This is a genomic window from Streptomyces sp. NPDC001393 (assembly GCF_053597455.1).
In genome coordinates this window covers 1-25,323 of record NZ_JBSFIH010000059.1, presented here as the reverse complement: position 1 = coordinate 25,323, position 25,323 = coordinate 1, and the positions used below count along the sequence as shown (strand labels likewise).

The 25,323-nt window shown below is 71.6% G+C and carries 24 protein-coding genes; 14 read left to right on the top strand and 10 right to left on the bottom strand.

Going from position 1 to position 25,323, the window contains the following annotated elements:
• The first annotated feature begins 160 nt into the window (after positions 1 to 160).
• Positions 161 to 631: a helix-turn-helix transcriptional regulator gene (locus ACWC2T_RS38305; protein ID WP_450674946.1), complete on the top strand. Its 471-nt coding sequence runs from the start codon at positions 161 to 163 to the stop codon at positions 629 to 631.
• A complete protein-coding gene (locus ACWC2T_RS38300) occupies positions 628 to 1,074 on the top strand; it encodes a VOC family protein (protein WP_450674945.1) in 447 nt (148 codons plus the stop codon). Before ACWC2T_RS38305 ends, ACWC2T_RS38300 begins: the two co-directional genes overlap by 4 nt.
• 44 nt (positions 1,075 to 1,118) lie before the next feature.
• Here ACWC2T_RS38300 and cseC read toward each other — a convergent pair whose 3' ends face one another.
• The 5 genes from cseC to ACWC2T_RS38275 all read right to left on the bottom strand — a co-directional run bounded on the left by cseC (position 1,119) and on the right by ACWC2T_RS38275 (position 5,559).
• Entirely contained in the window at positions 1,119 to 2,474 is a 1,356-nt protein-coding gene (cseC, locus tag ACWC2T_RS38295; RefSeq protein WP_450674944.1) for a two-component system sensor histidine kinase CseC, read from the bottom strand.
• Between the two features lie 10 nt (positions 2,475 to 2,484).
• A complete protein-coding gene (gene cseB, locus ACWC2T_RS38290) occupies positions 2,485 to 3,189 on the bottom strand; it encodes a two-component system response regulator CseB (protein ID WP_450674943.1) in 705 nt (234 codons plus the stop codon).
• Between the two features lie 41 nt (positions 3,190 to 3,230).
• A complete protein-coding gene (locus ACWC2T_RS38285) occupies positions 3,231 to 3,884 on the bottom strand; it encodes a hypothetical protein (protein ID WP_450674942.1) in 654 nt (217 codons plus the stop codon).
• Positions 3,872 to 4,411: a SigE family RNA polymerase sigma factor gene (locus ACWC2T_RS38280; protein WP_067006350.1), complete on the bottom strand. Its 540-nt coding sequence runs from the start codon at positions 4,409 to 4,411 to the stop codon at positions 3,872 to 3,874. Before ACWC2T_RS38280 ends, ACWC2T_RS38285 begins: the two co-directional genes overlap by 13 nt.
• Positions 4,412 to 4,683: 272 nt before the next feature.
• Positions 4,684 to 5,559, bottom strand: a complete 876-nt coding sequence (locus ACWC2T_RS38275; protein WP_450674941.1) for an A/G-specific adenine glycosylase — start codon at positions 5,557 to 5,559, stop codon at positions 4,684 to 4,686.
• Between the two features lie 180 nt (positions 5,560 to 5,739).
• Between ACWC2T_RS38275 and ACWC2T_RS38270 the strand changes: the two genes are divergently transcribed.
• Positions 5,740 to 6,540: a hypothetical protein gene (locus tag ACWC2T_RS38270; protein WP_450674940.1), complete on the top strand. Its 801-nt coding sequence runs from the start codon at positions 5,740 to 5,742 to the stop codon at positions 6,538 to 6,540.
• A 125-nt stretch (positions 6,541 to 6,665) separates the two neighbouring features.
• On the opposite strand, the gene disA is transcribed toward ACWC2T_RS38270, so the two are convergent.
• Together disA and radA are read right to left on the bottom strand one after the other, a co-directional pair.
• Positions 6,666 to 7,790: a DNA integrity scanning diadenylate cyclase DisA gene (gene disA, locus ACWC2T_RS38265; protein ID WP_067052714.1), complete on the bottom strand. Its 1,125-nt coding sequence runs from the start codon at positions 7,788 to 7,790 to the stop codon at positions 6,666 to 6,668.
• Between the two features lie 81 nt (positions 7,791 to 7,871).
• Positions 7,872 to 9,281, bottom strand: a complete 1,410-nt coding sequence (radA, locus tag ACWC2T_RS38260; RefSeq protein ID WP_450674939.1) for a DNA repair protein RadA — start codon at positions 9,279 to 9,281, stop codon at positions 7,872 to 7,874.
• Positions 9,282 to 9,481: 200 nt separating this feature from the next.
• Between radA and ACWC2T_RS38255 the strand changes: the two genes are divergently transcribed.
• Positions 9,482 to 11,236: a BACON domain-containing protein gene (locus tag ACWC2T_RS38255; protein WP_450674938.1), complete on the top strand. Its 1,755-nt coding sequence runs from the start codon at positions 9,482 to 9,484 to the stop codon at positions 11,234 to 11,236.
• 94 nt (positions 11,237 to 11,330) lie between these two features.
• Here ACWC2T_RS38255 and ACWC2T_RS38250 read toward each other — a convergent pair whose 3' ends face one another.
• Positions 11,331 to 12,122, bottom strand: coding sequence for a hypothetical protein (locus ACWC2T_RS38250; RefSeq protein WP_450674937.1), 792 nt, complete (start codon positions 12,120 to 12,122; stop codon positions 11,331 to 11,333).
• A gap of 149 nt (positions 12,123 to 12,271) precedes the next feature.
• On the opposite strand from ACWC2T_RS38250, the gene ACWC2T_RS38245 reads away from it, so the two are divergent.
• The 4 genes from ACWC2T_RS38245 (at position 12,272) to ilvD (ending at position 16,793) form a co-directional block, all read left to right on the top strand.
• Positions 12,272 to 13,204, top strand: a complete 933-nt coding sequence (locus tag ACWC2T_RS38245; protein WP_450674936.1) for a Ppx/GppA phosphatase family protein — start codon at positions 12,272 to 12,274, stop codon at positions 13,202 to 13,204.
• A 142-nt stretch (positions 13,205 to 13,346) separates the two neighbouring features.
• On the top strand, positions 13,347 to 14,168 hold the full coding sequence (locus tag ACWC2T_RS38240) for a sugar phosphate isomerase/epimerase family protein (RefSeq protein ID WP_450674935.1): 822 nt from the start codon (positions 13,347 to 13,349) through the stop codon (positions 14,166 to 14,168).
• Positions 14,169 to 14,182: 14 nt separating this feature from the next.
• Entirely contained in the window at positions 14,183 to 14,812 is a 630-nt protein-coding gene (locus ACWC2T_RS38235; protein ID WP_450674934.1) for a TetR/AcrR family transcriptional regulator, read from the top strand.
• Between the two features lie 127 nt (positions 14,813 to 14,939).
• The gene (gene ilvD / locus ACWC2T_RS38230) at positions 14,940 to 16,793 is read left to right on the top strand and encodes a dihydroxy-acid dehydratase (RefSeq protein WP_450674933.1); all 1,854 of its coding nucleotides are present in this window, start codon (positions 14,940 to 14,942) and stop codon (positions 16,791 to 16,793) included.
• Positions 16,794 to 16,845: 52 nt separating this feature from the next.
• On the opposite strand, the gene ACWC2T_RS38225 is transcribed toward ilvD, so the two are convergent.
• The gene (locus ACWC2T_RS38225; protein ID WP_450674932.1) at positions 16,846 to 18,945 is read right to left on the bottom strand and encodes a serine/threonine-protein kinase; all 2,100 of its coding nucleotides are present in this window, start codon (positions 18,943 to 18,945) and stop codon (positions 16,846 to 16,848) included.
• 191 nt (positions 18,946 to 19,136) lie between these two features.
• Here ACWC2T_RS38225 and ACWC2T_RS38220 point away from each other — a divergent pair, with 191 nt between their 5' ends.
• The 6 genes from ACWC2T_RS38220 (at position 19,137) to proC (ending at position 23,603) form a co-directional block, all read left to right on the top strand.
• A complete protein-coding gene (locus ACWC2T_RS38220) occupies positions 19,137 to 19,460 on the top strand; it encodes an SH3 domain-containing protein (protein ID WP_450674931.1) in 324 nt (107 codons plus the stop codon).
• Positions 19,461 to 19,506: 46 nt separating this feature from the next.
• Entirely contained in the window at positions 19,507 to 20,031 is a 525-nt protein-coding gene (locus ACWC2T_RS38215) for an EamA/RhaT family transporter (RefSeq protein ID WP_450674930.1), read from the top strand.
• A gap of 152 nt (positions 20,032 to 20,183) precedes the next feature.
• A complete protein-coding gene (locus ACWC2T_RS38210) occupies positions 20,184 to 20,978 on the top strand; it encodes a class I SAM-dependent methyltransferase (RefSeq protein WP_450674929.1) in 795 nt (264 codons plus the stop codon).
• Between the two features lie 115 nt (positions 20,979 to 21,093).
• Positions 21,094 to 21,894 (top strand): ABC transporter ATP-binding protein, encoded by an 801-nt coding sequence (locus ACWC2T_RS38205; RefSeq protein ID WP_450674928.1) that lies wholly within the window; start codon positions 21,094 to 21,096, stop codon positions 21,892 to 21,894.
• A complete protein-coding gene (locus ACWC2T_RS38200) occupies positions 21,891 to 22,682 on the top strand; it encodes an ABC transporter permease (RefSeq protein ID WP_450674927.1) in 792 nt (263 codons plus the stop codon). Before ACWC2T_RS38205 ends, ACWC2T_RS38200 begins: the two co-directional genes overlap by 4 nt.
• A gap of 108 nt (positions 22,683 to 22,790) precedes the next feature.
• Positions 22,791 to 23,603, top strand: coding sequence for a pyrroline-5-carboxylate reductase (gene proC / locus ACWC2T_RS38195; RefSeq protein ID WP_351215921.1), 813 nt, complete (start codon positions 22,791 to 22,793; stop codon positions 23,601 to 23,603).
• 92 nt (positions 23,604 to 23,695) lie between these two features.
• Here proC and trpS read toward each other — a convergent pair whose 3' ends face one another.
• Positions 23,696 to 24,724, bottom strand: coding sequence for a tryptophan--tRNA ligase (trpS, locus tag ACWC2T_RS38190; protein ID WP_450674926.1), 1,029 nt, complete (start codon positions 24,722 to 24,724; stop codon positions 23,696 to 23,698).
• Positions 24,725 to 25,323: the final 599 nt, after the last annotated feature.

Genomic DNA, 25,323 nt, shown 5'->3' with positions numbered 1-25,323 from the left:
CGGGAAGGTGTCCGCCCCCGGGGTCTTCTCCCCTTTTTGCGCCTAAACCGGCGCCGCTCTCGCGGACGTGGCGGAGCGCCGTCGTGGTTCCTCAATTGATGGTTGCGGCCGTCGCGGGAGACAAACACGACTGTCAGTGCCTCGTGCCACTATCGGCTACATGGACAAGGTGCGGCGGCTGCGGCTGGCCAAGGACGCCATGGACCGGGACTGGGCGGACCCCGGTCTCGATCTCGACGCCGTGGCGGCGTGCGCCGGGTACTCGCGGTATCACTTCCTGCGCGCCTTCAAGGAGGTCTACGGCGAGACGCCCGGCCAGTACCTGACGCACCGGCGGATCGAGCGGGCCGAGGAGATGCTGCGCTGTGCCAACCTCACCGTGACCGAGATCTGCACACTGGTCGGCTTCAGCAGCCTCGGCACGTTCTCCGCCCGCTTCAAGGCCCGCACCGGTCTCACCCCGAGCGAGTACCGCGCCCGGCACGTGGGGCGCGGGGCCTCGCTGATACCCGGGTGCTACGCCATGCTCTGGGCCGGCGGATTCAGCACCGCAAGATCGGAGAAGCGGTCCGGGGCCGGCCCTGCCTACGGTGACGAGAGCGAATCCGCCGACAGGAGAGCAGAGACATGATCAAGGGGCTGGCCATCACCACCGTCTGGGTCCTGGACCAGGACCGGGCCAAGGAGTTCTACACGCAGAAGCTGGGGTTCGAGGTCCGTACGGACATGACCATGGGCGACGGCGGCATGCGTTGGCTGACCGTCGGCGCCCCCGGCCAGCCCGACGTGGAGCTGACGCTGATGGTGCCGGGGCCGCCGGCGATGGACCCCGAGTCCGCCGAGATGATGCGGAAGCTCGTCGCCAAGGGGGCGCTGGGGGCCGGGGTGCTGGCGACGGACGACATCCACGGCGACCACAAGAAGCTCAAGGAGCGCGGGGTGGAGTTCCTTCAGGAGCCTCAGGAGCGGCCGTACGGCACGGAGGCGCTGTTCCGGGACGACTCCGGGAACTGGTTCTCCTTCACACAGCGGCGTGAGGGGGGCCTGGATCTGGAGCAGGACTGGGCTTGCTGAGCTGAGCGCCACGGCGAGTGCGGCTGTCCGCCCTCGCGAGGCCCTCAGCCCGTTCCCCCCGACACCGGCAGCATCGGATGGCTCCCCGTCGCCGTCGGTGCGTGTTCCGGCAGCCACAGCACCGCCACCGCGCCCTCCGCCGGGATGCCGGCCGGGGCGCTCACGGGGCGTACGTTGCGGAAGGTGAGGCGGGCGCCCAGGACCCGGGCCTGGCCCGCCGCGATGGTCAGGCCCAGCCCGTGGCCCGTACCGGCGCGGTCCTTGCTGCCCGTGCGGAAGCGGCTCGGCCCCTCGGCGAGCAGTTCCTCGGGGAAGCCGGGACCGTGGTCGCGGACCCGGATGACCCGGCCCTCGACGGTCACCTCGATCGGCGGCTTGCCGTGCCGGGCGGCGTTGGCGAGCAGGTTGAACAGAACCCGCTCCAGCCGGCGCGGGTCGGTGGTGACCTCCGACTCGTGCACCACCCGTACCTCGATCTCCGGGTCCTTGGCGGCCACGCGCCGGGTGACGAACTCGCCGAGCATGATGTCCTGCAGCTCCGCCCGCTCCGAGGCGCCGTCCAGGCGGGCCACCTCCAGGACGTCCTCGACGAGCGTGCGCATGGCCTTCGCCCGGTCCAGGACGAGTTCGGTCGGGCGGCCCGGGGGGAGCAGTTCGGCGGCCGTGAGCAGGCCGGTGACGGGCGTGCGCAGTTCGTGCGCGATGTCGGCGGTGACCCGCCGCTCGGCCTCGAGGCGCTGCTGCAGCGCGTCCGCCATGGCGTCCACCGCACGCGCGAGATCGTCGGTCTCGTCCCGTACGACCCCGCCGATGGCCTCCCGCACCCGGACGTCTGTCTCGCCCTTGGCGACCTGGTTCGCGGCGGCGGCCGCCTTGCGCAGCCGCCCGGAGAGCTGCCCGCCGATCAGCACGCCGAGTGCGCTGCCGCCGAACACGACCGCGACGGAGCCGATGACCAGGGCCGAATCGAGGTCCTTCATCACGTCGGTGGAGCGGTCCGGCAGGGGGCCGTGCGTGGACAGCACATGTCCGTCCTTGGTCGGCAGGGCCGCCCAGATGTCCGGCACCCCGCCGTGCTCGACGACATCGCTGGCCTTCCTGCCCTGCTCCATCTTCTCGCGCAGCGAGTGCGGCAGCTCGGGGTCGTCGATCTTGATGTTCGGGAAGTTCGGCCGCCGGATCGTCTCGTAGTTGCGCTGCGCCCACTGGAGCCGTTGATTGGCCAGGTCGCGCGCGTTGTCGAGCATCGAGACCCGGGCCGCGTTGTGCACGACCAGGCTCAGCGTGATCGCCACCAGGCCGGCGACCAGCGCGATCGCCGCGCTGAGCTTCCATCTGAGTCCGGTGTGCAGGCCCACGCGCTCCATGCGCCGGACCGGATTGCGAAGGATCCCCCGCATGGCGCCCCGCTCAGGCCTTCAGCTTGTAGCCGAAGCCGCGGACCGTCTCGATCCGGTCCTGGCCGATCTTCTGGCGAAGCCGCTGCACATGCACGTCGACGACCCGGGTGTCCCCGCCCCAGCCGTAGTCCCAGACCCGCTCCAGCAGCTTGTCGCGGGAGAGGACGGTGCCCGGCGCCGAGGAGAACTCCAGCAGCAGCCGCATCTCGGTGGGGGTGAGCGCGACCGGCTGCCCGGCCCGGCGCACCTCCATGCCCTCGGTGTCGATCTCCAGGTCCCCGAAGGTGAGCACGCCCCCGGTCACCGTGTCCTCGACCGCCTCGCTGCGGTCGCCGCCGCCCGCGTGCCCGAAGCGGCGCAGCACCGCCCGGATCCGCGCGACCAGCACGGCGCCGTCGAACGGCTTGGTCACATAGTCGTCGGCGCCGGCCTCCAGGCCGAGGACGACGTCGATGGAGTCGGCGCGCGCCGACAGCATGATCACCGGCACGGTCGACTCGTCCCGGATACGACGGCACAGGCTGACCCCGTCCAGACCCGGCACCATGACGTCCAACAGGGCGATGTCGGGGCGGTTCGCCCGGAACGCCTCCAGGCCCGACAGGCCGTCGGGCATGGCGGTGACCGCGAAGCCGTCCCGCTCCAGGGCGAGCTGGGTGGCCTCTCGGATGACGTCGTCGTCCTCGACGAACAGGACGTGGGTCTGGTCTGCCATCCCGGTGCTCTCAGTCCTCGTGGTGTGCGTGCAGGTGGGGGTCAGTTGTCCGGCGTGGAGGCGTCGCCGCCGGTCTTGCTGTAGTAGGTGTCGTGCCGGTAGTGCTCGGTGAACCGGCCCGCCTTCCACCAGTACGTGATCACGGTCTCCCTGGACGGGTTCGACAGCGTGTCGTTCGTGTCGTAGACCTGCTTGGTCACGGTCAGGTCGGTGCCGTCGATCTCCGCGACGACCGGCGAATCCTCCGCCTTGAACACATTCTCGTACGTGCCCCCGACATCCCGGTACACGTACGTGCCGATGCCCAGCCAGTCACCGCAGTCCGACACGTTGATCAGGACGTCGTTGACGGAACCGCCGGTCAGAAAGCCGTAGGTGACCTCGACCGGGTAGTTGTCGCCGCTGCAGGGCTTCAGCTGACGCTTCACCGTCGCCGAGACCGCCGGATCCTTCTTGAGCAGCGAGACCGCGTCCACCCGCCGGTAACCGGTGCTCGGGCTCGGGCTCGGGCTGGCGGAGGCGACGGCTCCCGCGACCGCCGACGCGTGCGCCGGGCCCTCGTCCCGGGTGCCCGTGCCCCCCGTGCCGCACGCGGCGACGAAAAGGGCGATGGCGGCGAGCGCGGCCCCCACCGCGATCACCGCCTGTGAACTGCCTCGGGCCCGGTCGGGCCCGGCCCCGGTCAGGCCGCGCAACGCTCCCGCTCCTCACGCTCCAGCGCGCGTGCGTCCAGATCGCGGGCCTCCAGCTCCTCGCGGAGCCGGGCGAGCGCCCGGTGCAGCGTGCTCTTGACCGTACCGGCCGACATGCCGAGGGCTGCGGCCGTCTCCTCAGTGGACATCTGCTCCCAGTGTCGCAGTACTACAACACTGCGCTGTTTCGGCGCGAGTACCTTCATGATGTCCATCAGCAGCGCCCGGTCGGCGTGCTGCTCGGTGGAGTCGTCCACGGACGCGTCCGGCAGCTGCTCGGTCGGGACCTCCTCCAGCTTGCGCGCCCGCCACCACTCGGTACGGGTGTTGATCATGACCCGGCGCAGGTAGGCATCGGCGAGCCGCTTGTCCGCGATGCCCTCCCAGCGGCCGTACGTCCGCACGAGCGCCGTCTGCAGCAGGTCCTGGGCGTCGACCGGGTCCGGTACCAGCCGACGCGCGCTGCGCAGCAGCGCGTCCTGCCGGGTGCGGACGTACTCCTCGAACTCGAGCACCTCGCCCTGCGCCATGATCAACCGCCTCCGTTCCCCGTTTACTCCGGCCTGTGCCTGAAGTCCTGCGTTCCCCGTGTCCGGTGGTCTGCCGGGCACGGAAAAGAAGTTAGGCAGTGGTTGTCACGGCGCTGTCCGAACCAGCCTGCGGCTAGCAATCGGCTATCCGTCGGTTGTGTAACAGCCGTAGGAACGGGGTAAAGGTGGTGACCGTTATGTCCCTTTACGTGGGCCTTTGTCGGCCAATTTGGTCCGTAACAGAGGCCGGATGGCTGTGACTTGGCTGTGCGTCAGCTGAGAGGCAGCCGATAGAGGCCGTCCGGGAGCGGCTCCACCAGACCGTCCGCGACGAGCCCGTCGAGCGCGCGGGCGCGCTGCACCGGCTCGTGCCACACCCGGTCCAACACCGCCTGCGGCACCGGCGCGTGCGCCTCCCGCAGCACGGCGAGCAGCTTGCCGCGCACCTGCCGGTCCGTGCCGGCGTACGTCTGCCCGCGGCGCGGCGGTCCCTCGTGCTCCGGCTTGCCGGCCAGCCGCCAGGCGCACTGCCCGGCGATCGGGCAACGCGCGCACTCCTCGTTCTTCGCGGTGCACACCAGCGCGCCCAGCTCCATGGAGGCCGCGGCCCAGCGCGCGGCCGTCCGCTCGTCCTCGGGCAGCAGCTCGCGGGCGAGCCTGCGCTCGGCGGCCGTGGTCGCGTTCGGCGGGTACTGCACCCCCGTCACCGCCCGCGCGAAGACCCGGCGCACATTGGTGTCCAGCACCGGGTGCCGCTGCCCGTAGGCGAACGAGGCCACCGCGGCGGCCGTGTACTCGCCGATGCCGGGCAGCGCCAGCAGCTGCGCGTGATCCGTCGGTACGTCGCCGCCGTGCCGTTCCGTTATGGCCACCGCGGCGCCGTGCAGCCGCAGCGCCCGGCGCGGATAGCCGAGCCGGCCCCACGCGCGCACCGCCTCGCCCGGCGCCTCCTTCGCCAGGTCCGCGGGGCGGGGCCAGCGGGCCAGCCACTCCTCGTAGAGGGGCAGCACCCGGTTGACCGGGGTCTGCTGGAGCATGAACTCGCTGACCATCACACCCCACGGGCCCGCCTGCGGGCGGCGCCAGGGGAGGTCGCGGGCGTGGGCGTCGAACCAGGCGATCACGGGGGTGTGCAGCTTCTCAGTCATGGCCTTCCGATCCTGCCACGGCTCGGCATGCGTGAAGGGTGACGGCGCGGTCACCGAGCGTGCTGAAGGGTGAAGCGCCCTGGGTGTCACGGCAGTTGCCGGGATGATGATCCGGAAAAGTTGGTGCCGGCGCGGCGGGTGGGGCAAGCAAGTACGGCGATCTCTCGTACAGTTTCCGCCGTGGGATCTCTGCGCAATCCGGTCGGGCCGCTTCCCTCCTCCATCTACTGGCGAAGGAGGGTCGTACTGCTGTCGGTGGTCGCGGTGTTGGCGCTGCTGATCACGTGGCTGGCCACCGCCGGCGGCGGGGGCGGCAAGAAGAACGCCGGCGGGTCCGACGGCAAGAATCCCGCGCAGACCATCACGCCGGGGCCCTCCTCGTCCGGGCCCGCGATCAGTCAACACCCGGGCGGACGCGGCGATTCGGGCGGCGGCTCCGGTGGGGGCGATTCCGGTTCCGGCGGCAGCGGCTCCGACACCGGCTCTGCCGGATCCTCCGGTTCCGGCGGTGGCTCGGGTACGGCGTCCGCGGGCGGCAACGTCGGTACGGGCGACACGCTCCCGGCGTCCTCCTCGCTACCCGGCTGCACCTCCTCCGCGGTGACGCTGAGCCTGCGCAGCCTGCACAACTCCTACTCGCCGGACCAGACGCCGACCTTCCAACTCACCGCGAAGAACGGCTCCTCCGCGGACTGCAAGGTCGATCTCGGGCCGAAGAGCGCGGTGTTGACCATCACGCCGGCGGACGGAAGCCACCCGCTGTGGTCCTCGGCCGACTGTCCCAAGAGCTCGGGGAACCTGGTGTTCCGGGTGCCGGCGGGGCAGAGCATCACCTACACCGTGACGTGGGACCGCAGGCCGAGCGCGGCGCAGTGTGCGACGCCCTCCGGGGGTTCGGCGGGGGCGGGTACGTATCTGCTGGAGGCGAAGGCACCGGGGTTCGCGACGATGCGGACGTCGTTCGTGCTGTCGGCCGACTGAGCCGGCTCAGGGTTGGGGTGGCGCGGGTTCGTCGTCGGGTGCGGGTGAGTGCCGCGAACAACCACAACGGACCCGCAGTCGCAGAATGACGCACGCCCCCGAGCTATTAGGCGTCCGGCTCGAACCTAGACGTACCGCTCCAGGATGGACGACTCGGCCAAACGCGACAAACCCTCCCGCACGCTCCTTGCCCGGGCCTCGCCCACGCCGTCCACGGTCTGCAGGTCGTCCACGCTCGCGGCGAGCAGCTTCTGCAGGCCGCCGAAGTGTTCCACCAGCCGGTCGATGATCGCGCCCGGCAGGCGCGGAACCTTGGCCAGCAGCCGGAAGCCCCGCGGGGACACCGCGGAGTCGAGGGTCTCCGGCGAACCCGTGTAGCCCAGCGCCCGCGCCACCGTGCCGAGTTCGAGCAGCTCCGCGTGGGTCAGCGCGTCCAGCTCGGACAGCGCCTCCTCGACCGTGCGGGAACGCTTCGCCGTCGGCTCGGGGACATAGTCCCGGACGACCAGCTCACGGTCGGGCTCGACCCCGGCGATCAACTCCTCCAGCTGGAGCGCGAGAAGACGGCCGTCGGTGCCCAGCTCGACCACGTATTCGGCGATCTCGGTGGCGATGCGCCGGACCATCTCCAGGCGCTGCGCGACCGCGGACACGTCCCGCACCGTCACCAGGTCCTCGATCTCCAGCGCCGAGAGCGTGCCGGCCACCTCGTCCAGTCGCAGCTTGTACCGCTCCAGCGTGGCCAGCGCCTGGTTCGCGCGGGACAGGATCGCCGCCGAGTCCTCCAGGACGCGCCGCTGACCGTCGACGTACAGGGCGATCAGCCGCATCGACTGGGAGACGGAGACCACGGGGAAGCCGACCTGCTTGCTGACCCGGTCCGCAGTACGGTGCCGCGTGCCCGTCTCCTCCGTGGGGATGGTCGGGTCCGGCACCAGCTGCACGCCCGCGCGCAGGATCTTCGACAGGTCCGACGACAGCACGATGCCGCCGTCCAGCTTGCACAGCTCCCGCAGCCGGGTCGCGGTGAACTCCACGTCCAGCACGAACCCGCCCGTGCACATCGCCTCGACCGTCTTGTCGGAGCCCAGCACGATCAGCCCGCCGGTGTTGCCGCGCAGCACCCGCTCCAGGCCGTCACGCAGGGCCGTACCAGGAGCCACAGCGCTCAGCGAGGCGCGCATCAGGCCATCGGAACCGGCACTCCCACCGGACTTTCCGGGAGCTGCTGCCCGGTCGTTGGCTGCCACTGCACTCCTCCGGTCGCAGGTTCTGACGCGCCCCCGTAACCCGCACTCGGTTCGTACGGACGGGCGAGACCAGGGCAAAGTCTACCGGCGGTCCTCCGCCTCCCGTGGGGCCTCTCGGCGACGGGAGCGCGGCAGCACCCGCAGCGCGTCCCCCATGTCGGCGACTTCCAGCACCTTCATACCGGCCGGCACCTTGCCCGGATCGGTCGGCACCAGCGCGTGCGTGAAGCCCAGCCGGTGCGCCTCGGCGAGCCTGCGCTGCACGCCCGTGACCCGTCTCACCTCGCCCGCGAGGCCCACCTCGCCGATCGCGACCAGGTTCTTCGGCAGCGGGGTGTCGCTGGCGGCGGAGGCCAGCGCGAGGGCGATGGCGAGGTCGGCGGCCGGCTCCGACAGCTTCACCCCGCCGACCGTCGCGGAGTAGATGTCCCGCTTGCCGAGCGCGCTGATCCGGCCGCGCTGCTCCAGGACGGCCAGCATCATCGACACGCGCGAGGTCTCCAGGCCCGAGGTCGTACGCCGCGGGGAGGGGATCTGGGAGTCCACGGTCAGCGCCTGCACCTCGGCCACCAGCGGGCGGCGGCCCTCCAGGGTGACGGTGAGGCAGGTGCCGGGGACCGGTTCGTCGCGGCGGGTCAGGAACAGTCCGCTGGGGTCGGCAAGGCCCGTGATGCCCTCGTCGTGCAGCTCGAAGCAGCCGACCTCGTCCGTGGCGCCGTAGCGGTTCTTCACGCCGCGCACCAGGCGCAGGCGCGCGTGCCGGTCGCCCTCGAAGTGCAGGACGACGTCCACCAGGTGCTCCAGCAGGCGGGGGCCCGCGATCGCGCCGTCCTTCGTGACGTGGCCCACGAGGAGCGTGGACATCCCGCGCTCCTTGGAGGCGCGGATGAGCGCGCCCGCGACCTCCCTCACCTGGGCCATTCCGCCGGGCGCGCCCTCGATCTGCGGGGAGGCGACCGTCTGGACCGAGTCGAGGATCAGCAGGGAGGGCTTGACCTCGTCCAAGTGGCCGAGCACGGCGGACAGATCGGTCTCGGCGGCCAGGTACAGCTCCTCGTGGAGGGCGCCGATGCGGTCCGCGCGCAGCCGCACCTGGCTCGCGGACTCCTCGCCGGTCACATAGAGGGTGCGGTGCTCGGCGCTCGCGGACTTGGCGGCCACGTCCAGCAGCAGCGTGGACTTGCCGACGCCGGGCTCGCCCGCGAGCAGCACCACCGCGCCGGGCACCAGGCCGCCGCCCAGCACCCGGTCCAGCTCGGGCACGCCGGTCGAGCGGGCGGTGGCCTGCCGGCCGTCGACCTGGCCGATGGGCAGGGCGGACGAGGTCACACGGCCCGGTGCCGTCGTACGGACCGCGGGCGCGCCGTACTCCTCGACCGTGCCCCATGCCTGGCACTCGGGGCAGCGGCCGAGCCACTTGGCCGTCTGCCAGCCGCACTCGGTGCAGCGGTAGGACGGGCGGTCCTTGGTGGTCCTGGTACGGGCAGCCATGCGGAAACCGTAGCCCGCGGCACTGACAACGGGTCCCCGGGCCGTGGACGGGTGAACCGGTATCGGCCACCACCCGCCGGGTTCGGGCCACGGAACAAAGGGTTCCTGTCCCCTTATGAGGGATCGTTTCACCCGTACGGATTAAAAGTGCTCAAGCTTCGAGAAGGCGCACTCCGCGGCCGCCTACGGTCGCACGGGTGATGAGCAGTAGTACGGAGACGACCACCCGCAGCCCCGGCGCGCACGGGGCGCGCGGCGAGGCACGTGAAGCACGAGCGGCGCGGGAGGGGCGCGAAGCAGGAGAGGCCCGCGAGGTGCGGGAGGGGCGCGACCGCGCCGCCGCGCGCACCCTCGCCCAGCGGCCGCCGGCGCGCTACGAACCGTACCTGGACGGGCTGTTCACCTACTGTCTGTCGGTGCTGTGCGACCACGACGCGGCCACCGCCGCCCTCGGCGACGTCCTCGCCCTGGCCGAGCGGCGCGGCCACCGCGCCCCGGAGGCCGGAGGCGACCGCAGGGCCTGGCTGTATGCGCTGGCCCGCTGGGCGTGCCTGCGCAAGCTGGCCGAGGCCAAGCAGAAACGTCAGGCCACCCACGCGGCGGGCCGCGCCAAGGCGGCGAGCGGCGTCCCCGAACCGCCCGTCTCCCCGCAGAACCAGGAGCAGCGGCGCCGCGAACTGGCCCTGCTGGCCTGGCCGGAGGCGGCCGGTACGACCCCCGAGCAGCGCGAGGCACTGGAGCTGGCCGTCCGCCACCACCTGGCCGCGCACGAGGTCGCCGCCGTCCTCGGCATGACACCGCAGGCCGCGCGCGACCTGCTCGCCTCCGCCGCCTGCGAGGTCGAACGCACCCGCGCGGCCCTCGCCGTGGTCGAGACCGGCGGCTGCCCCAGCGTGGCCCACCTCACAGGGGACAGCGGGCTGGTCCTCTCCACGGCTCTGCGCCGCGAACTGGTCCGGCACGTGGACGACTGCCCGCGATGTCGCCGCACCGCCGAGCGCGCCGTGCCCGGCCGCTGGCCCGGCGCCACGGTCACCCCTGCCGAACTGCCCGTCCTGGAGGCTCCCCGCGCGGCCCTCCACATGGCCCTGACCCACCACCCACGCGCGCGTGGCGCGGCGGCACCCCGCTTCGACCGGCGCGGCTTCCCGATGGACCCCAAGGACCGCGCGGCCCGCCGCGACCGGCTACGCGCGCGTGCCGTGACGACGACGGTCGTCGCCACGGTGGTGGCCGCCCCCGTCCTGGCCCTGTGGGCCGCCTACCGGGGCGCGCCGACGGCAGACGGCGAAGGCCCCTCCGCCACCGCGCATGAGGCCCAGGGCCCCGACTCCCTCGGCAGCGACACGGCCGGCGGCTACGAGAACGCCGGGAACGCGAGCGTGAAGCCCGGCGCCCACATCGGCGAGGACGGCAAGGCCGACGTCTCCGTGGAGGTCGTCAGCGTGACCGGAGCGGGACACAAGGGTGCCGGCAGGCTCGAAGTCAGCGCGGCGAACGACGGCGACACCACCCTGATCACCCTCGCCTCCTCCGGCTCCTCAGCGGTCCACTGGTCCGCCTCCACCTCGGCGCCCTGGCTGTACCTGAGCCAGTCCACGGGAACCCTGGACCCGGGCCGGACGTTGACGATCAAGGTGTACGTGGACCACCTCCGCGAGCCCTCCGGACACTGGGACGCGCGGGTGGCGATCTCCCCGGCCGGAGCGGTGGTCACCATCGACGGCTACGGCACGGCCCCCACCCGCTACCCCACACCCCCGCCGGCCTCCTCCTCAGCCCCCACCTCCACCCCTCCGGCCACACCGCCCACCAACCCCCCGTCGACCCAACCGACACCACCGACCACCCCGCCCAGCACCTCCACCGACCCGACCTCACCCCCTGACTCCCCGACGCCGACACCCACGGGGACGCCGTCCGGCAGCGAGACGCCCAGCCCGTCGGGGGGCTAGGGGTGGGCTAGGAGTGAGGTGCGTCAGGAAAGCTCGGGGGACCAGAACAGTGGGGGCTGAGAGGGCGGTGGGGCTGAAGTTACGGGCTCGGGAGTTACGCGGCCGGGTCGGCCGGGTGGGGGGCGACCAGCGGCAGCTGGGACGCCAGCCGCTGTTCGCAGAGCTCGGCCAGGCGGTCGTAGCCGGCCTTGCCCATCAGCTCGGTCAGCTCCGCCCGGTAGGAGACGTACACCGGCTCGCCCGCGCCGTGTGCGGAGGTCGCCGAGGTGCACCACCAGTGCAGGTCGTGCCCGCCCGGACCCCAGCCCCGGCGGTCGTACTCGCCGATCGACACCTGCAGAACCCGCGTGTCGTCGGGGCGGTCGATCCAGTCGTAGGTCCGCCGGATCGGCAGCTGCCAGCACACGTCCGGCTTGGTCTCCAGCGGCTCCCGGCCCTCCCGCAGCGCGAGGATGTGGAGGGAGCAGCCCGCCCCGCCCGCGAACCCTGGGCGGTTCTGGAAGATGCACGACCCCTGGAACGGGCGGGTCTGGCGGGAGCCCTCCTCGTCCGTGGAGACCCAGCCGTTGCGGGTGCCCTCGGCGTGGTGCTGCCAGATCTCCGGCGTGAGCCGTGCCACATGCTCGGCGACCCGCTTCTCGTCGTCCTCGTCCGAGAAGTGCGCGCCCAGCGAGCAGCACCCGTCGTCCGCGCGGCCCGCCTGGATGCCCTGGCAGCCGCTGCCGAAGATGCAGTTCCAGCGAGAGGTCAGCCATGTCAGATCGCAGCGGAAGACCTGCTCGTCGTCCGCAGGATCGGGAAACTCCACCCAGGCGCGCGCGAAGTCGAGCCCCTTCTCGTCGCTCACCTTCGGGGCCTTCTTCGACTTCGTGGGTTTCTCGGACACGGACGACGCCTTCGCCTGCGCAGAATCCTTCGATCCCTTGGAGGATTTGTGATCCTTCGCCTTTTTCGTCTTCGGCACCCGTCCAGGGTAAAGGGCCGAGGACCGCTCCGGGGACCGTCGGCGGACGATCTGGCAGTAGCGTTCCGTATATGAGACTCGGTGTCCTGGACGTGGGTTCGAACACGGTGCATCTGCTGGTGGTGGACGCCCACCCCGGCGCGCGCCCGCTGCCCGCGCATTCGCACAAGGCCGAACTGCGGCTGGCCCAACTGCTCGACGACAGCGGAGCCATCGACGACCACGGCATCCACCAGCTGGTCGCCGTCGTACAGGACGCCCTCCAGGCCGCCGAGGACAAGGGCGTCGAGGACCTGCTGCCGTTCGCGACATCCGCCGTGCGGGAGGCCACCAACGCCGACGACGTCCTCACGCGCGTGGAGGAGGAGACCGGCGTACGACTCCAGGTCCTCACCGGCGAGGAGGAGGCCCGCCTGACCTTCCTCGCCGTCCGCCGCTGGTTCGGCTGGTCCGCCGGAAAGCTGCTGGTCCTGGACATCGGCGGCGGCTCCCTGGAGATCGCCTTCGGCATAGACGAGGAGCCGGACACGGCCGTCTCCCTGCCGCTCGGCGCCGGCCGGCTCACCGCGGGCTGGCTGCCGGGCGACCCGCCCACCCCCGAGGCCGTGCGCGCCCTGCGCCGCCACGTCCGTACCGAGATCGCCCGCACGGTCGGCGAGTTCAGCCGCTTCGGCGCCCCCGACCACGTGGTCGCCACCTCCAAGACCTTCAAGCAGCTCGCCCGCATCGCCGGCGCCGCCCGCAGCGCCGAGGGCCTCTACGTCCAGCGGGAACTCAAACGTGAGTCCCTGGAGGCCTGGGTCCCGCGCCTGGCCGGCATGACGGTCGACCAGCGCGCCGAGCTCCCCGGCGTCTCCGACGGCCGCGCCGGCCAGCTGCTCGCCGGCGCCCTGGTGGCCGAGGGCGCGATGGACCTGTTCGGGGTGGAGAACGTGGAGATCTGCCCTTGGGCTCTGCGTGAGGGCGTCATCTTGCGGCGCCTTGATCACATGGGTTCGGATTAGAAGCCTGAGGGGCGCGGGGCTGTATCGATATGCGGCTCCGCCGCGTGGGCGCGACCGGCCCAGGACAACCCGCACCCGCACGCATGGCAAACATCACAACGGCGAATAGGCACCCGGCACCGGCACTGCTCCACGCCGTAAGGTGACGCACGTGGCTGAACCAACGGACGTGCAGATCGCGCTGTCGACGGCCTCGGTATACCCGGAGTCCACCGCGACGGCCTTCGAGATCGCCGCGCGCCTCGGGTACGACGGCGTCGAAGTCATGGTGTGGACCGACCCGGTCAGCCAGGACATCGAGGCGCTGCGCCGGCTGTCGGACTACCACGGCATCCCGGTCCTGGCGGTCCACGCCCCCTGCCTGCTGATCACCCAGCGGGTCTGGTCCACGGACCCGTGGGTCAAGCTGCAGCGGGCCCGGGCCGCCGCCGAGAAGCTGGGCGCCTCCACCGTCGTCGTACACCCGCCCTTCCGCTGGCAGCGGCAGTACGCGCGCGACTTCGTCGACGGGATCTGGCGGATGGCCGACGAGACGGACGTGCGGTTCGCCGTCGAGAACATGTACCCGTGGCGCTACCGCGACCGCGAGATGCTCGCCTACGCCCCGGACTGGGATGTCACCCAGCACGACTACCGGCACTTCACGATCGATCTCAGCCACACGGCGACGGCCCGTGCGGACGCCCTGGAGATGATCGGCCGCATGGGCGACCGCCTCGGCCATGTGCACCTCGCCGACGGCCGGGGCTCGGCCAAGGACGAGCACCTGGTGCCCGGCCGCGGCACCCAGCCCTGCGCCGAGGTGCTGGAGCACCTGACCCCCTCCGGGTTCGACGGCCATGTCGTCATCGAGGTCAACACCCGCCGGGCGATGTCCAGCGCCGAGCGCGAGGCCGACCTCGCCGAGGCCCTGGCCTTCACCCGCAAGCACCTGTCGTCGGCGGTACGGGTGCCCCGGCGATGAGCGACACTGCGGCCATGAGCGAGCCCCTGCCTCCCGCCGGGAAGGAGCCGACGGCCCGCCGAAGAGGCCGCCCCCCGCGGGCCGAGTCCGGGGACACCCGTGACCGCATCCTCTCCGCCGCCCGCGCGGAGTTCTCCGAGCGCGGGTACGAGAAGACGTCCGTGCGCGGTATCGCCAAGGCGGCCGGCGTGGACTCCGCACTGGTCCACCACTACTTCGGGACCAAGGAGCAGGTCTTCGAGGCGGCGATCGCGGTGGCCTTCGCGCCCGCGCTGAACGCGCCCGACGCGGTGGCCGCCGGCTCCCTGGACGGGGTGGGGGAGCGGCTGACCCGTTTCATCTTCGGCGTCTGGGAGAACCCCACGACCCGTACGCCGCTCCTCGCGATCGTCCGCTCGGCCGTCAACAACGAGACCGCGGCCGCCGTGTTCCGCCGCCTGATCGCCTCCCAGCTGCTGCGCCGCATCGCCGCCCGGGTGGATCTGCCGGACCCGGAGCTGCGCGCCGAGCTGGCCGCCGCCCAGCTGGTGGGCGCGGCGATGATGCGCTACGTGATCAAACTGGAGCCGCTGGCCTCCGCGGACCTGGAGCAGATCATCGCGCGCGTCGCACCGGTCGTGCAGCACCACCTCACGGTCAGGTGAGACCGGCGGCGGGATGAAACACGTGTCCCGCATTCCGGACAACCGTGTCCAGGGTTTGGAGCATCGGCGTACGCTCGTAACCAGTCAGAAGTCTCTCTGATCGCAGTCTCTGAAGGAGCGAGCGACGATGCCCGAGCTGAGGTCCCGCACAGTCACCCACGGCCGCAACATGGCGGGCGCCCGCGCCCTGATGCGCGCCTCCGGTGTACCGGGTGCGGACATCGGCCGGAAGCCGGTCATCGCGGTCGCGAACTCCTTCACCGAGTTCGTGCCGGGCCACACCCATCTGCAGCCGGTCGGCCGGATCGTCAGCGAGGCGATCACGGAGGCGGGCGGCATCCCCCGCGAGTTCAACACGATCGCCGTGGACGACGGCATCGCGATGGGCCACGGCGGCATGCTGTACTCCCTGCCCTCCCGCGACCTGATCGCGGACTCGGTGGAGTACATGGTCGAGGCCCACTGCGCCGACGCCCTGGTCTGCATCTCCAACTGCGACAAGATCACCCCGGGCATGCTGCTGGCCGCCCTGCGCCTGAACATCCCGACCGTCTTCGTCTCCGGCGGCCCGATGGAGTCCGGCCGCGCCACCCTGGTCGACGGCACGGTCCGCACGCTCGACCTGGTCGACGCGATCTCCGACGCCGTCAACGACAAGATCTCCGACGAGGACATCCTCCGGATCGAGGAGAACGCCTGCCCGACCTGCGGCAGCTGTTCCGGCATGTTCACGGCCAACTCGATGAACTGCCTGACCGAGGCGATCGGCCTGTCCCTGCCCGGCAACGGCTCGGTCCTCGCCACCCACACCGCGCGCAAGCAGCTCTACGTCGACGCCGCCCGCACGGTCATGGACCTCACCCGCCGCTACTACGAGCAGGACGACGACTCGGTCCTGCCCCTCAACATCGCCACCTTCCAGGCCTTCGAGAACGCCATGGCCCTGGACATCGCGATGGGCGGCTCCACCAACACGATCCTGCACCTGCTGGCCGCCGCCCAGGAGGCGGGCGTCCCCTTCGGCCTGGAGCAGATCGACGCCGTCTCCCGCCGCGTGCCGTGCCTGGCGAAGGTCGCTCCCAACGTGGCGAAGAACCGCACGTACTACATGGAGGACGTGCACCGGGCCGGCGGCATCCCCGCCCTCCTCGGTGAACTCCACCGCGCGGGCCTTCTCAACGAGGACGTCCACGCCGTCCACAGTCCGTCCCTGGCCGACTGGCTGAAGACCTGGGACGTCCGCGGCGGCTCGCCCTCGCAGGAGGCGGTCGAGCTGTGGCACGCGGCACCCGGCTGCGTCCGCTCCGCCGAGGCCTTCTCCCAGTCCGAGCGCTGGGCGGCCCTGGACGAGGACGCGGAGGGCGGCTGCATCCGCTCGGTCGAGCACGCGTACTCCAAGGACGGCGGCCTGGCGGTCCTCAAGGGCAACCTGGCCGTCGACGGCTGCGTGGTGAAGACGGCCGGCGTGGACGAGTCGATCTGGACCTTCGAGGGCCCGGCGGTCGTCTGCGAGTCCCAGGAGGAGGCCGTCCAGCGCATCCTCACCCACGAGGTGACGGACGGCGACGTCGTCGTCATCCGCTACGAGGGCCCCAAGGGCGGCCCCGGCATGCAGGAGATGCTCTACCCGACCTCGTACCTGAAGGGCCGCGGCCTGGGCAAGACCTGCGCCCTGATCACCGACGGCCGCTTCTCCGGCGGCACCTCGGGCCTGTCCATCGGCCACGCCTCCCCCGAGGCGGCCTCCGGCGGCACCATCGCCCTGGTCCAGGACGGCGACCGCATCCGCATCGACATCCCGAACCGGACGATCGAGCTCCTGGTCGACGAGGCCGAACTCGCCCGCCGCGAGCAGTCCCTGAACGGCGTGTACGCCCCGAAGAACCGCGACCGCAAGGTCTCGGCGGCGCTGAAGGCCTACGCCGCGATGGCCACCAGCGCCGACAAGGGCGCGGTGCGGGACGTGACCAAGCTGGGCTGAGCAGCCGTACCACCCCAGGGGCCGCCTCCGGTGGGGGCGGCCCCTCGCCGTGTCACCAGTCGGCCGGATCGCGTGCGGCCACGGCGAAGACGGTTCCGTCGGGGGCGCCGGAGTAGACGCGGCCGTCCACGACCGAGGGGGCCGGCAGTTCGGCGGTCACCTCGCCCGCGTCGGCACCGAGCCGCGGCGGAGTCTGCCCGACGAGCCGCCCGTCGCGTGCGTCGACGGCCAGCAGGCGCCCGTCGGCAGCGGTGAAGTAGACGTGCGCACCGTCCCCGACCGGGGCGGAACCACGACTGACGGACGTTTCCAGGTGCCACAGCCGCTTGCCCGCGTCCAGGCCGACGGCTTCCAGCGAGCCGCCCGCGGCCAGCAGGTACACCGTGTCGCCGTGCGCGGTGGCCTGCGGCGACACACGCGGGACCGGCAGCACCACCCGGCGCGACGACTTCGAGGCCGGCATGTAGCGGACCACGGCGTTCGCGGCCGAGGTCTTGTCGAGGGACAGGAAGAACAGGGAACCGCCCTGGCTGCCGACGGGCTGCAGCATGCCGTCCAGCGATGCCTCCCAGCGCACCGCACCCGTGGCCGGATCCACCGCGGCCACATGCGTGTGCCCCCCGTCCTCGGACGAGGTGGTCGCGTACGCCAGCGGATCCCCGGCAAAGGAGACGAGGGACGGCGCGCTGTAGCCGGGCAGGCGCCGGTGCCACGTCGTACGGCCCGACCTGCCGTCCACACCGGTGACCGTTCCGTCGGCACCCGTGATCAGGACCGTGCCGCCGGCGTGCCGGACCGTCGTGCCATGGCGCAGCCGCCGCTGCCACACCTCGTCGCCGGAGCGGGGGTCGCGTGCCGTCAGCAGGGAGCCGCCGTCCGTGCAGAACTGCACGAGGGAGTCCGCCGGAACCGGCGGCCCGCACGCGGGTCCGGCGGGAGCGGAGCGATGCCACAGGAGCTTTCCGTCGGCAGGGGAGAGCGCGAAGACGGCACCGGACCGTGCGCAGAACACCGTCCCCGCCCCGTACGCGCACTGCGGCATCCCCGAGGCCTCGGGCGTCGGCTCGGCCCGCCAGGAGCTGAACGCGGCCGTCCTCGTGTGCGGGCTCGGGCCGGCCGGAGCACGGCCGCCACCCCCGATCATCTGGACCGAGGCCAACGCGGCGGCCACGGCGAGCCCGAGTGCCCCGGCGCCCATCGCCACCCTCCTGCCGACGCGCCTGCTGACCGCCGGCCCCGGCTGCTCCTCGGCGGTCGACCGCGGCGCCCCCGGCCCGTCGCCGCCCGTACGCTGAGCCGGTATGAACGCCTGCGTGTCGTACGAGGCCGCCACCGACCGCAGCTCCCGCATCAGCTCGTCCGGCGTCGGCCGCCCCTCGGGCTCCTTGGCCAGACAGCGGAGCACCAGCGGCGCGAGCCCCTCCGGCATCCCGGTCAGATCGGGCTCGTCGTGCACGACCTGATAGGCGACGACGTACGGGCTGTCGGAGTCGAACGGCCCGCGCCCGGTCGCCGCGTGCACCATCACCGACCCCAGCGCGAAGACGTCCGCCGCAGGGCCCACCTCCCGCGGCCGCCGGAACTGCTCCGGCGCCATGAAAGGCGGCGTGCCGATCAACTTCCCGGTCTCGGTGCGCAGTTCGCTGTCCTTCGGCCGGGAGATCCCGAAGTCGATGACCTTCGGCCCGTCCTCGGCCAGCAGCACATTGCTCGGCTTCAGGTCCCGGTGCACGACGCCGACCCGATGGATGTCGCGCAGCGCCTCGGCGAGCCCGGCCATGAGCCGCCGCACCTGCGCGGCCGGCATCGGACCGTTCCGCTTGACGTGCTCGGAGAGAGTGGGCCCGGGAATGAACAGCGTGGCCATCCACGGCCGTTCGGCCTCCGGATCGGCGTCCACGACCGGCGCGGTGAAGGCACCGCTCACCCTCCGGGCGGCGGCCACCTCCTGCCGGAAACGGCCCCTGAACTCGGGATCCCTGGCGAACTCGGCGTGTACGACCTTCACCGCGAGCTTCATCCCGGAGGTGCTGCGCGCCAGGTGGACGACACCCATGCCGCCCGAACCCAGGCGTTCCTCCAGTCGATAGTGACCGGCGTACTCGGGAAGTTCCGCTTCCGCGCCCGCTCCCGTGTTCCCGCGTGGCGCCATGCGACCACCCCCGTGCTGTTCGTCCGCGCGCGCGACGCACGGAGCCTAGTCGATGACTCGTGCGACACGGAGGCGGCTTGCTAGCCTGCGCGCGCGGGTTGCGCGCACATGCGCTGCGACTCGATCACGGGGATCACTGACGCCCATGGCGGCCATGGGTTCAGGCCATGGGTTCAACGGGGAGGTTTCACATGTCTGTCGACCGTGCCGAAGAGGCCGGGGCCGGGGCCGGTGCCGGGGACGATGCGATGACGGCGCAGGCGACCATACGCACCTACGCGGTCGCTCCGGGCGTCCGCCTCAACGTCCGCAGTGGCCCGGGCACCAACTACGGGATCGTACGCGTCCTGCCCGAGGGCATGCACGTACCGATCTACTGCCAGGCTCCGGGCACGACGGTCTCGGGCCCTTACGGCACGACGAACATCTGGGACAACATCGACAACGGCGAGTACGTCTCCGACGCCTACGTCCAGACCGGCAGCGACGGCTACATCGCCTCGCGCTGCGCCTGACGGCCCCCGTCCGGAGCCCGCCCGCGCCCGGCGCCATAATCGTTCCGTGAGCGACGAAACCGGCACCCCGGACACCCCGGCGGGCTCCCCAGACGGCGCGGTCCCGAACGGTGGCCCGAAGCCCGAGCCACTCCGCTTCTTCGGCACCACCTGGGTGAACCACGACAACGGCTACGCGGCCCGTCGCGCCGGCGTCGCCGTCGGCTCGCTCGCCGCGGCCGTCGCCTCCTGCCTGGTCCTCCGCTTCGCCTACGAGGGCATCCGGATCGCCGACACCGGCGCCTTCGTGACCGTGCTGATCATCGCCATGTTCGCGATCTGCAGCGCGCTCGCCTTCCGCAACACCTGGGAGGGCTTCGACAAGCGCCACGACCCCCAGCGCCAGGCCTCCCTGCGCGGCCTGCTCGCCATCGGTTTCGTCGGCTCCCTACTCGCCTACTTCCTCCGCTCCCTCACCGAGGCCCCGGGCGAGAAGCTGCACCGCGAGGAGTACGACAAGGCCCGCGAGGACCACGCCCGCCGCTCCTCCCGCCGCACCGGCAACCCGTCGAAGAAGAAACGGCGGCGGTGACGGGGGCCTTCGGCGGTCGGGTGAAGAAGGGGGCCGGTGACGCGGGCTCCCGGTGGTGTTGATGTGGCTGCGGCGGTGCTGGTGAGACCTGCACGTCGTCCCGCCGCGAAAACCCGCTGTCGTCGCCTCCCCGTCGCCCCCACCATGGCCGTATGACCGCGACGCAACCGCCCCATCAGCCCCCGCCCTCGCCCACGACCCGCGCGCACTCCTTCAACGTCGCCGCCGCCCAGTACGCCGCGAACCGCCCCTCCTACCCGCCCGCCCTCTTCGACGCCGTCGAGGAACTGGCCGGCCGGTCGCTGTCCGGCGCCAGGGTCGTGGACGTCGGGGCCGGTACCGGCATCGCGACCGCCCTCCTGCAGGCCCGCGGCGCCGACGTGCTCGCCGTCGAGCCCGGTGAGGGCATGACCGCCGAGTTCCGCCGCGGGCTGCCCCATCTCCCGATCGTCCGCGGCAACGGCGACGCCCTCCCCATCGCCGACGCGCACGCCGACTTCGTGACCTACGCCCAGGCCTGGCACTGGACCGACACCGCCCGCTCGGTACCGGAGGCGCTGCGGGTGCTGCGGCCGGGCGGCGCGCTGGCGCTGTGGTGGAACACCGACGCGCTCGACATCGACTGGATCGCCGAGGCCGCCGACCGCACCGGCTGCTTCCTCGGTGTGGACGTCGCCGCCGAGAAGCGCAAGGCCGGCGAGCGCACGGACCTGGCCGACCCCAGCGGACGCCTGGACTTCACCCGCCGCGACGTCCGCTGGAGCCGCCGCGTCACGATCGACACCCACCTCGCGAACATCGGCAGCCACTCGGCCTTCCTCCTCACCCCCGAGGACCGCAGGAGCGCCTTCCTGGAACAGGAGCGCGCCCACCTGCTGAAGGTCTTCCCGGACGGCGTCGTCGAGGAGACGTACGACGTCCTTCTGCTCGTCGCCACCAAGCCCTGATTTCAGCGAAGAAGCGCCCTCCGAGCGGCGGCCGGGTTCGTCCCGGCCGCCGCTCACGCGCGTATGCCCGGCCGGGCCCTTGACGCGCAGGCTGTCCGGGCAGATTATTCATCACATGATGAATTACGTGCCGGACCCGCCACCCCAGCCCTCCACCGCGGCCGTCCAAGCCCACGACCTCACCGTCGTCCGCGGCCCCCGCACCGTCCTCCACCACCTCGACTTCTCGGTGCCCCGCGGCCAGGTCACCGGCCTGCTCGGTCCTTCCGGATGCGGCAAGTCGACCCTCATGCGCTCGATCGTGGGCACCCAGGCCAAGGTCACCGGCACCCTTCAGGTCCTCGGCCACCCGGCCGGCCACCCCGCCCTGCGCACGCGCATCGGCTATGTCACCCAGGACGCCTCCGTCTACGACGACCTGACCGTCCGCCAGAACCTGGAGTACTTCGCCGCGATCCTCGACCCCGGCCGCGCGGCCGCCGAACGCCGCCACCACCACGTCATCCGCGCCATCACCGACGTCGACCTCACCAGCCACGCCGACGCACTCGCCGGCAACCTCTCCGGCGGCCAGCGCAACCGTGTCTCCCTGGCCGTGGCCCTGCTCGGCGCCCCGGAACTCCTCGTCCTGGACGAACCCACCGTCGGTCTCGACCCGGTCCTGCGCCGCGACCTGTGGAAGCTCTTCCACGACATCGCCGCCACCCGCGGCGCAACCCTCCTCGTCTCCTCCCACGTCATGGACGAGGCCGAGCGCTGCCACCGCCTCCTCCTCATGCGCGACGGCGAGATCCTCGCGGACGACTCCCCGGACGCCCTGCGCACCCGCACCGGCAGCGACACCGTCGAGGCCGCCTTCCTCCACCTCGTCGACGAGGCAGCCGCGGCAGCCCGCCCCAAGGAGAGCACCCGATGAGCACGATCAGCACGATGAGCAGCACGACCGCCCCCGCCCCGACCGGCGTCATCAACGCAGGCCGCACCACCGCCACCGCCGCCCGGGTCCTGCGCCAGCTCCGCAACGACCCACGCACCATCGCGCTGATGATCCTCGTCCCGTGCCTGATGCTGATCCTGCTGCGCTATGTCTTCGACGGCAGCCCCCGCACCTTCGACAACATCGGCGCATCCCTGCTCGGCATCTTCCCGCTGATCACGATGTTCCTGGTCACCTCCATCGCCACCCTGCGCGAACGCACCTCCGGCACCCTCGAACGCCTCCTCGCCATGCCCCTCGGCAAGGCCGACCTCATCGCCGGCTACGCCCTCGCCTTCGGCACGCTCGCCATCGTCCAGTCCGCCCTCGCCACCGGACTCGCCCTGTGGGTGCTCGGCCTCGACGTCACCGGCTCACCCTGGCTGCTCCTCCTCGTCGCCCTCCTCGACGCCCTGCTCGGCACGGCCCTGGGGCTCTTCGTCTCGGCCTTCGCCGCCTCCGAGTTCCAGGCGGTCCAGTTCATGCCCGCGGTGATCTTCCCCCAGCTCCTCCTCTGCGGCCTGTTCACGGCCCGCTCGAACATGCACCCCGTCCTGGAGGCCATCTCCGACGTCCTGCCCATGTCGTACGCCGTCGACGGCATGAACCAGGTCCTCCGGCACACCGACATGACGGCCACCTTCGTGCGGGACGTCCTGATCGTGGCCGGCTGCGCGCTGCTGGTGCTGGCGCTGGGGGCGGCGACCCTACGACGGCGTACCGAATAGCTGGCACCCCCGCCGGCCCGGGCAGGCGGAACCCCTGCCCGCCCGGTCCCCGTTCCGCCCACCGGACAACCGACCGCCGCCCCTGACCCCGGTGCCAGACTGAACCCCATGAGCCAGAAAGTCGCAGTCCTCGGCACCGGCAAGATCGGCGAAGCCCTGCTCAGCGGAATGATCCGGGCCGGCTGGGCCCCCGCCGACCTCCTGGTCACCGCCCGCCGCCCCGAACGAGCCGAAGAACTCCGCACCCGTTACGGAGTCAGCCCGGTCACCAACGCCGAGGCCGCCAAGACCGCCGACACTCTCATCCTCACGGTCAAGCCGCAGGACATGGGCACCCTCCTGGACGAGCTCGCCCCCCACGTCCCCGCCGACCGCCTGATCATCAGCGGCGCCGCCGGTATCCCCACCTCCTTCTTCGAGGAGCGCCTGGCCGCAGGCACCCCGGTCGTCCGCGTCATGACCAACACCCCCGCCCTGGTCGACGAGGCCATGTCGGTCATCTCCGCCGGCAGCCACGCCACCGAGGAACACCTCGCGCACGCCGAGGAGATCTTCGGTGCCGTCGGCAAGACACTCCGCGTCCCCGAGACCCAGCAGGACGCCTGCACCGCCCTGTCCGGCTCCGGCCCCGCGTACTTCTTCTACCTGGTCGAGGCCATGACCGACGCCGGCATCCTGCTCGGCCTGCCCCGCGACAAGGCCCACGACCTCATCGTCCAGTCCGCCATCGGCGCCGCCGTGATGCTCCGCGACAGCGGCGAACACCCCGTCAAGCTCCGCGAGAACGTCACCTCCCCGGCCGGTACGACGATCAACGCCATCCGCGAACTGGAGAACCACGGCGTACGAGCCGCCCTCATCGCCGCCCTCGAAGCCGCCCGCGACCGCAGCCGCGAACTCGCCTCCGGCAAGAAGGACTGACCCGGCGCCGGGGGCCACGGCTCACCCGCAGCCGCCCGCCCCCGCAAGCCCGAGCCCGCAAGCCCGAGCCGGCCCGGCAGGCCCTGACCGTCCTAACGGCCGGCCGCGCTCAGCGCCGTCTCGAACACCGGCGGCAAGAGCCCGATCGCCCGATAGGCCGCATCGACGGTCGGCCGCGCCATCGCCCTCGCCTTCTCCGCACCATCCCGCAGCACCCCCTCCACATAGGCAGGATCGGCGCACAGCTCCCTGTGCCTGGCCTGCACGGGCCCGAGGACCTCCACCACCGCCTCCGCGGTGTCCTTCTTCAAGGCGCCGTACGAGTGGTAAACGCTCGCCAGTGACTCAGGGTTCCCACCCGTGCACGCAGCGAGAATCTCCAGGAGGTTCGCGACTCCCGGCCGCCCCTCCCTGTCGTACTCCACGTCCCGCCCGCTGTCGGTGACGGCCCGCATGACCTTCTTCCGCACGTCGTCCGGTTCGTCGAGCAGATAGACGACCCCCAGCCCCGACTCGTCCGACTTCCCCATCTTCGACGCCGGGTTCTGCAGGTTCATCACCCGCGCCGCGACCGCCGGCCGCGTCGCCCTCGGCACCACGAACGTGTGCCCGTACCGCTGGTTGAACCGCACCGCCAGATCCCGCGCCAGCTCGACGTGCTGCACCTGGTCGTCCCCGACCGGCACCTCGTCCGCGCCGTATCCCAGGATGTCCGCCGCCATCAGCACCGGATACGTCAGCAGCGACAGCCGCACGGTCCCGCCGCGCTCGCGGACCTTCGCGGTCTTCTCCTTGTACTGGATCATCCGGCGCATCTCACCGTCGGTCGCCACGCACTCCAGCAGGTACGACAGTCTCGTGTGCTCGTCGACATGGCTCTGCAGGAACACTGTGCAGACCTCGGGATCGAGCCCGGCCGCCAGCATCAGCGTCGCCGTCTGCCGACTGAGCCTGAGCAATCGCGCAGGATCCTGGTCCACCGTCAGCGCGTGCAGATCCACGACGCAGAACACCGAGTCGGCCTGGTGCTGGTCCGCCTCCACCCACCGCCGCAGGGCTCCCAGGTAGTTGCCCAGGGTCAGGTGCCCGGTCGGCTGGATCCCGCTGAAGACCCGTGTCATCTCCACTCCACCTCCTGGTCGAGACCGCCGCTCCTGCGGCCGGCCCCCGGAGTCCGGAGGAGATACGAGAACGGCCGCCGAGGCGGCGGCCGTTGGATGCATACGTGAGTACGGCCGCCGTCAGGCGGCCCACCAAAGCTGGGTACACGTACGCGTCGTCATGCCCACCAGCGTACGCCCCCGGAGTGCACCAGGGGCAAGAGTTGACACTCGCCACGCCGATCCGTAATGTTCTCCGGGTTGTCCGACGTGAGCGCCGATCTCGGTCGGTCCCCGGACAGCCACTCCGCAAGTAGCAACCAGCAATCGACGCTCCGGCGCCGAGTGCTTTGGCGTGCTTATTTACGGAATGAGGAATCCGCGTTCGAAAGGACGCAGCCCCCGATTAGCTCGGGAGCACGGAATCCGCTAAAGTCTCACTCGTCGGAACGGCCCAGCGGCCGGGAAGACAAGCCCGCTGACTGGGAGTCAGACGCCGAAAGGATCTGATAGAGTCGGAATCGTCGGAAAGGGAAACGCGAGAGCGGGAACCTGGAAAGCACCGAGGAAATCGGATCGAGAAAAGATCTGATAGAGTCGGAAACACCGAAGGGAAGCGC

What these genes read in the sequence shown, in the direction of transcription:
- ACWC2T_RS38305 (WP_450674946.1), top strand. Translation starts at nt 161, where the DNA reads ATGGACAAGGTGCGGCGGCTGCGGCTGGCCAAGGACGCCATGGACCGG.
- ACWC2T_RS38300 (WP_450674945.1), top strand. Translation starts at nt 628, where the DNA reads ATGATCAAGGGGCTGGCCATCACCACCGTCTGGGTCCTGGACCAGGAC.
- cseC (WP_450674944.1), bottom strand. Translation starts at nt 2,474, where the DNA reads ATGCGGGGGATCCTTCGCAATCCGGTCCGGCGCATGGAGCGCGTGGGC.
- cseB (WP_450674943.1), bottom strand. Translation starts at nt 3,189, where the DNA reads ATGGCAGACCAGACCCACGTCCTGTTCGTCGAGGACGACGACGTCATC.
- ACWC2T_RS38280 (WP_067006350.1), bottom strand. Translation starts at nt 4,411, where the DNA reads ATGGCGCAGGGCGAGGTGCTCGAGTTCGAGGAGTACGTCCGCACCCGG.
- ACWC2T_RS38275 (WP_450674941.1), bottom strand. Translation starts at nt 5,559, where the DNA reads ATGACTGAGAAGCTGCACACCCCCGTGATCGCCTGGTTCGACGCCCAC.
- radA (WP_450674939.1), bottom strand. Translation starts at nt 9,281, where the DNA reads ATGGCTGCCCGTACCAGGACCACCAAGGACCGCCCGTCCTACCGCTGC.
- ACWC2T_RS38255 (WP_450674938.1), top strand. Translation starts at nt 9,482, where the DNA reads ATGAGCAGTAGTACGGAGACGACCACCCGCAGCCCCGGCGCGCACGGG.
- ACWC2T_RS38245 (WP_450674936.1), top strand. Translation starts at nt 12,272, where the DNA reads ATGAGACTCGGTGTCCTGGACGTGGGTTCGAACACGGTGCATCTGCTG.
- ACWC2T_RS38235 (WP_450674934.1), top strand. Translation starts at nt 14,183, where the DNA reads ATGAGCGAGCCCCTGCCTCCCGCCGGGAAGGAGCCGACGGCCCGCCGA.
- ilvD (WP_450674933.1), top strand. Translation starts at nt 14,940, where the DNA reads ATGCCCGAGCTGAGGTCCCGCACAGTCACCCACGGCCGCAACATGGCG.
- ACWC2T_RS38225 (WP_450674932.1), bottom strand. Translation starts at nt 18,945, where the DNA reads ATGGCGCCACGCGGGAACACGGGAGCGGGCGCGGAAGCGGAACTTCCC.
- ACWC2T_RS38220 (WP_450674931.1), top strand. Translation starts at nt 19,137, where the DNA reads ATGTCTGTCGACCGTGCCGAAGAGGCCGGGGCCGGGGCCGGTGCCGGG.
- ACWC2T_RS38210 (WP_450674929.1), top strand. Translation starts at nt 20,184, where the DNA reads ATGACCGCGACGCAACCGCCCCATCAGCCCCCGCCCTCGCCCACGACC.
- ACWC2T_RS38205 (WP_450674928.1), top strand. Translation starts at nt 21,094, where the DNA reads ATGATGAATTACGTGCCGGACCCGCCACCCCAGCCCTCCACCGCGGCC.
- ACWC2T_RS38200 (WP_450674927.1), top strand. Translation starts at nt 21,891, where the DNA reads ATGAGCACGATCAGCACGATGAGCAGCACGACCGCCCCCGCCCCGACC.
- proC (WP_351215921.1), top strand. Translation starts at nt 22,791, where the DNA reads ATGAGCCAGAAAGTCGCAGTCCTCGGCACCGGCAAGATCGGCGAAGCC.
- trpS (WP_450674926.1), bottom strand. Translation starts at nt 24,724, where the DNA reads ATGACACGGGTCTTCAGCGGGATCCAGCCGACCGGGCACCTGACCCTG.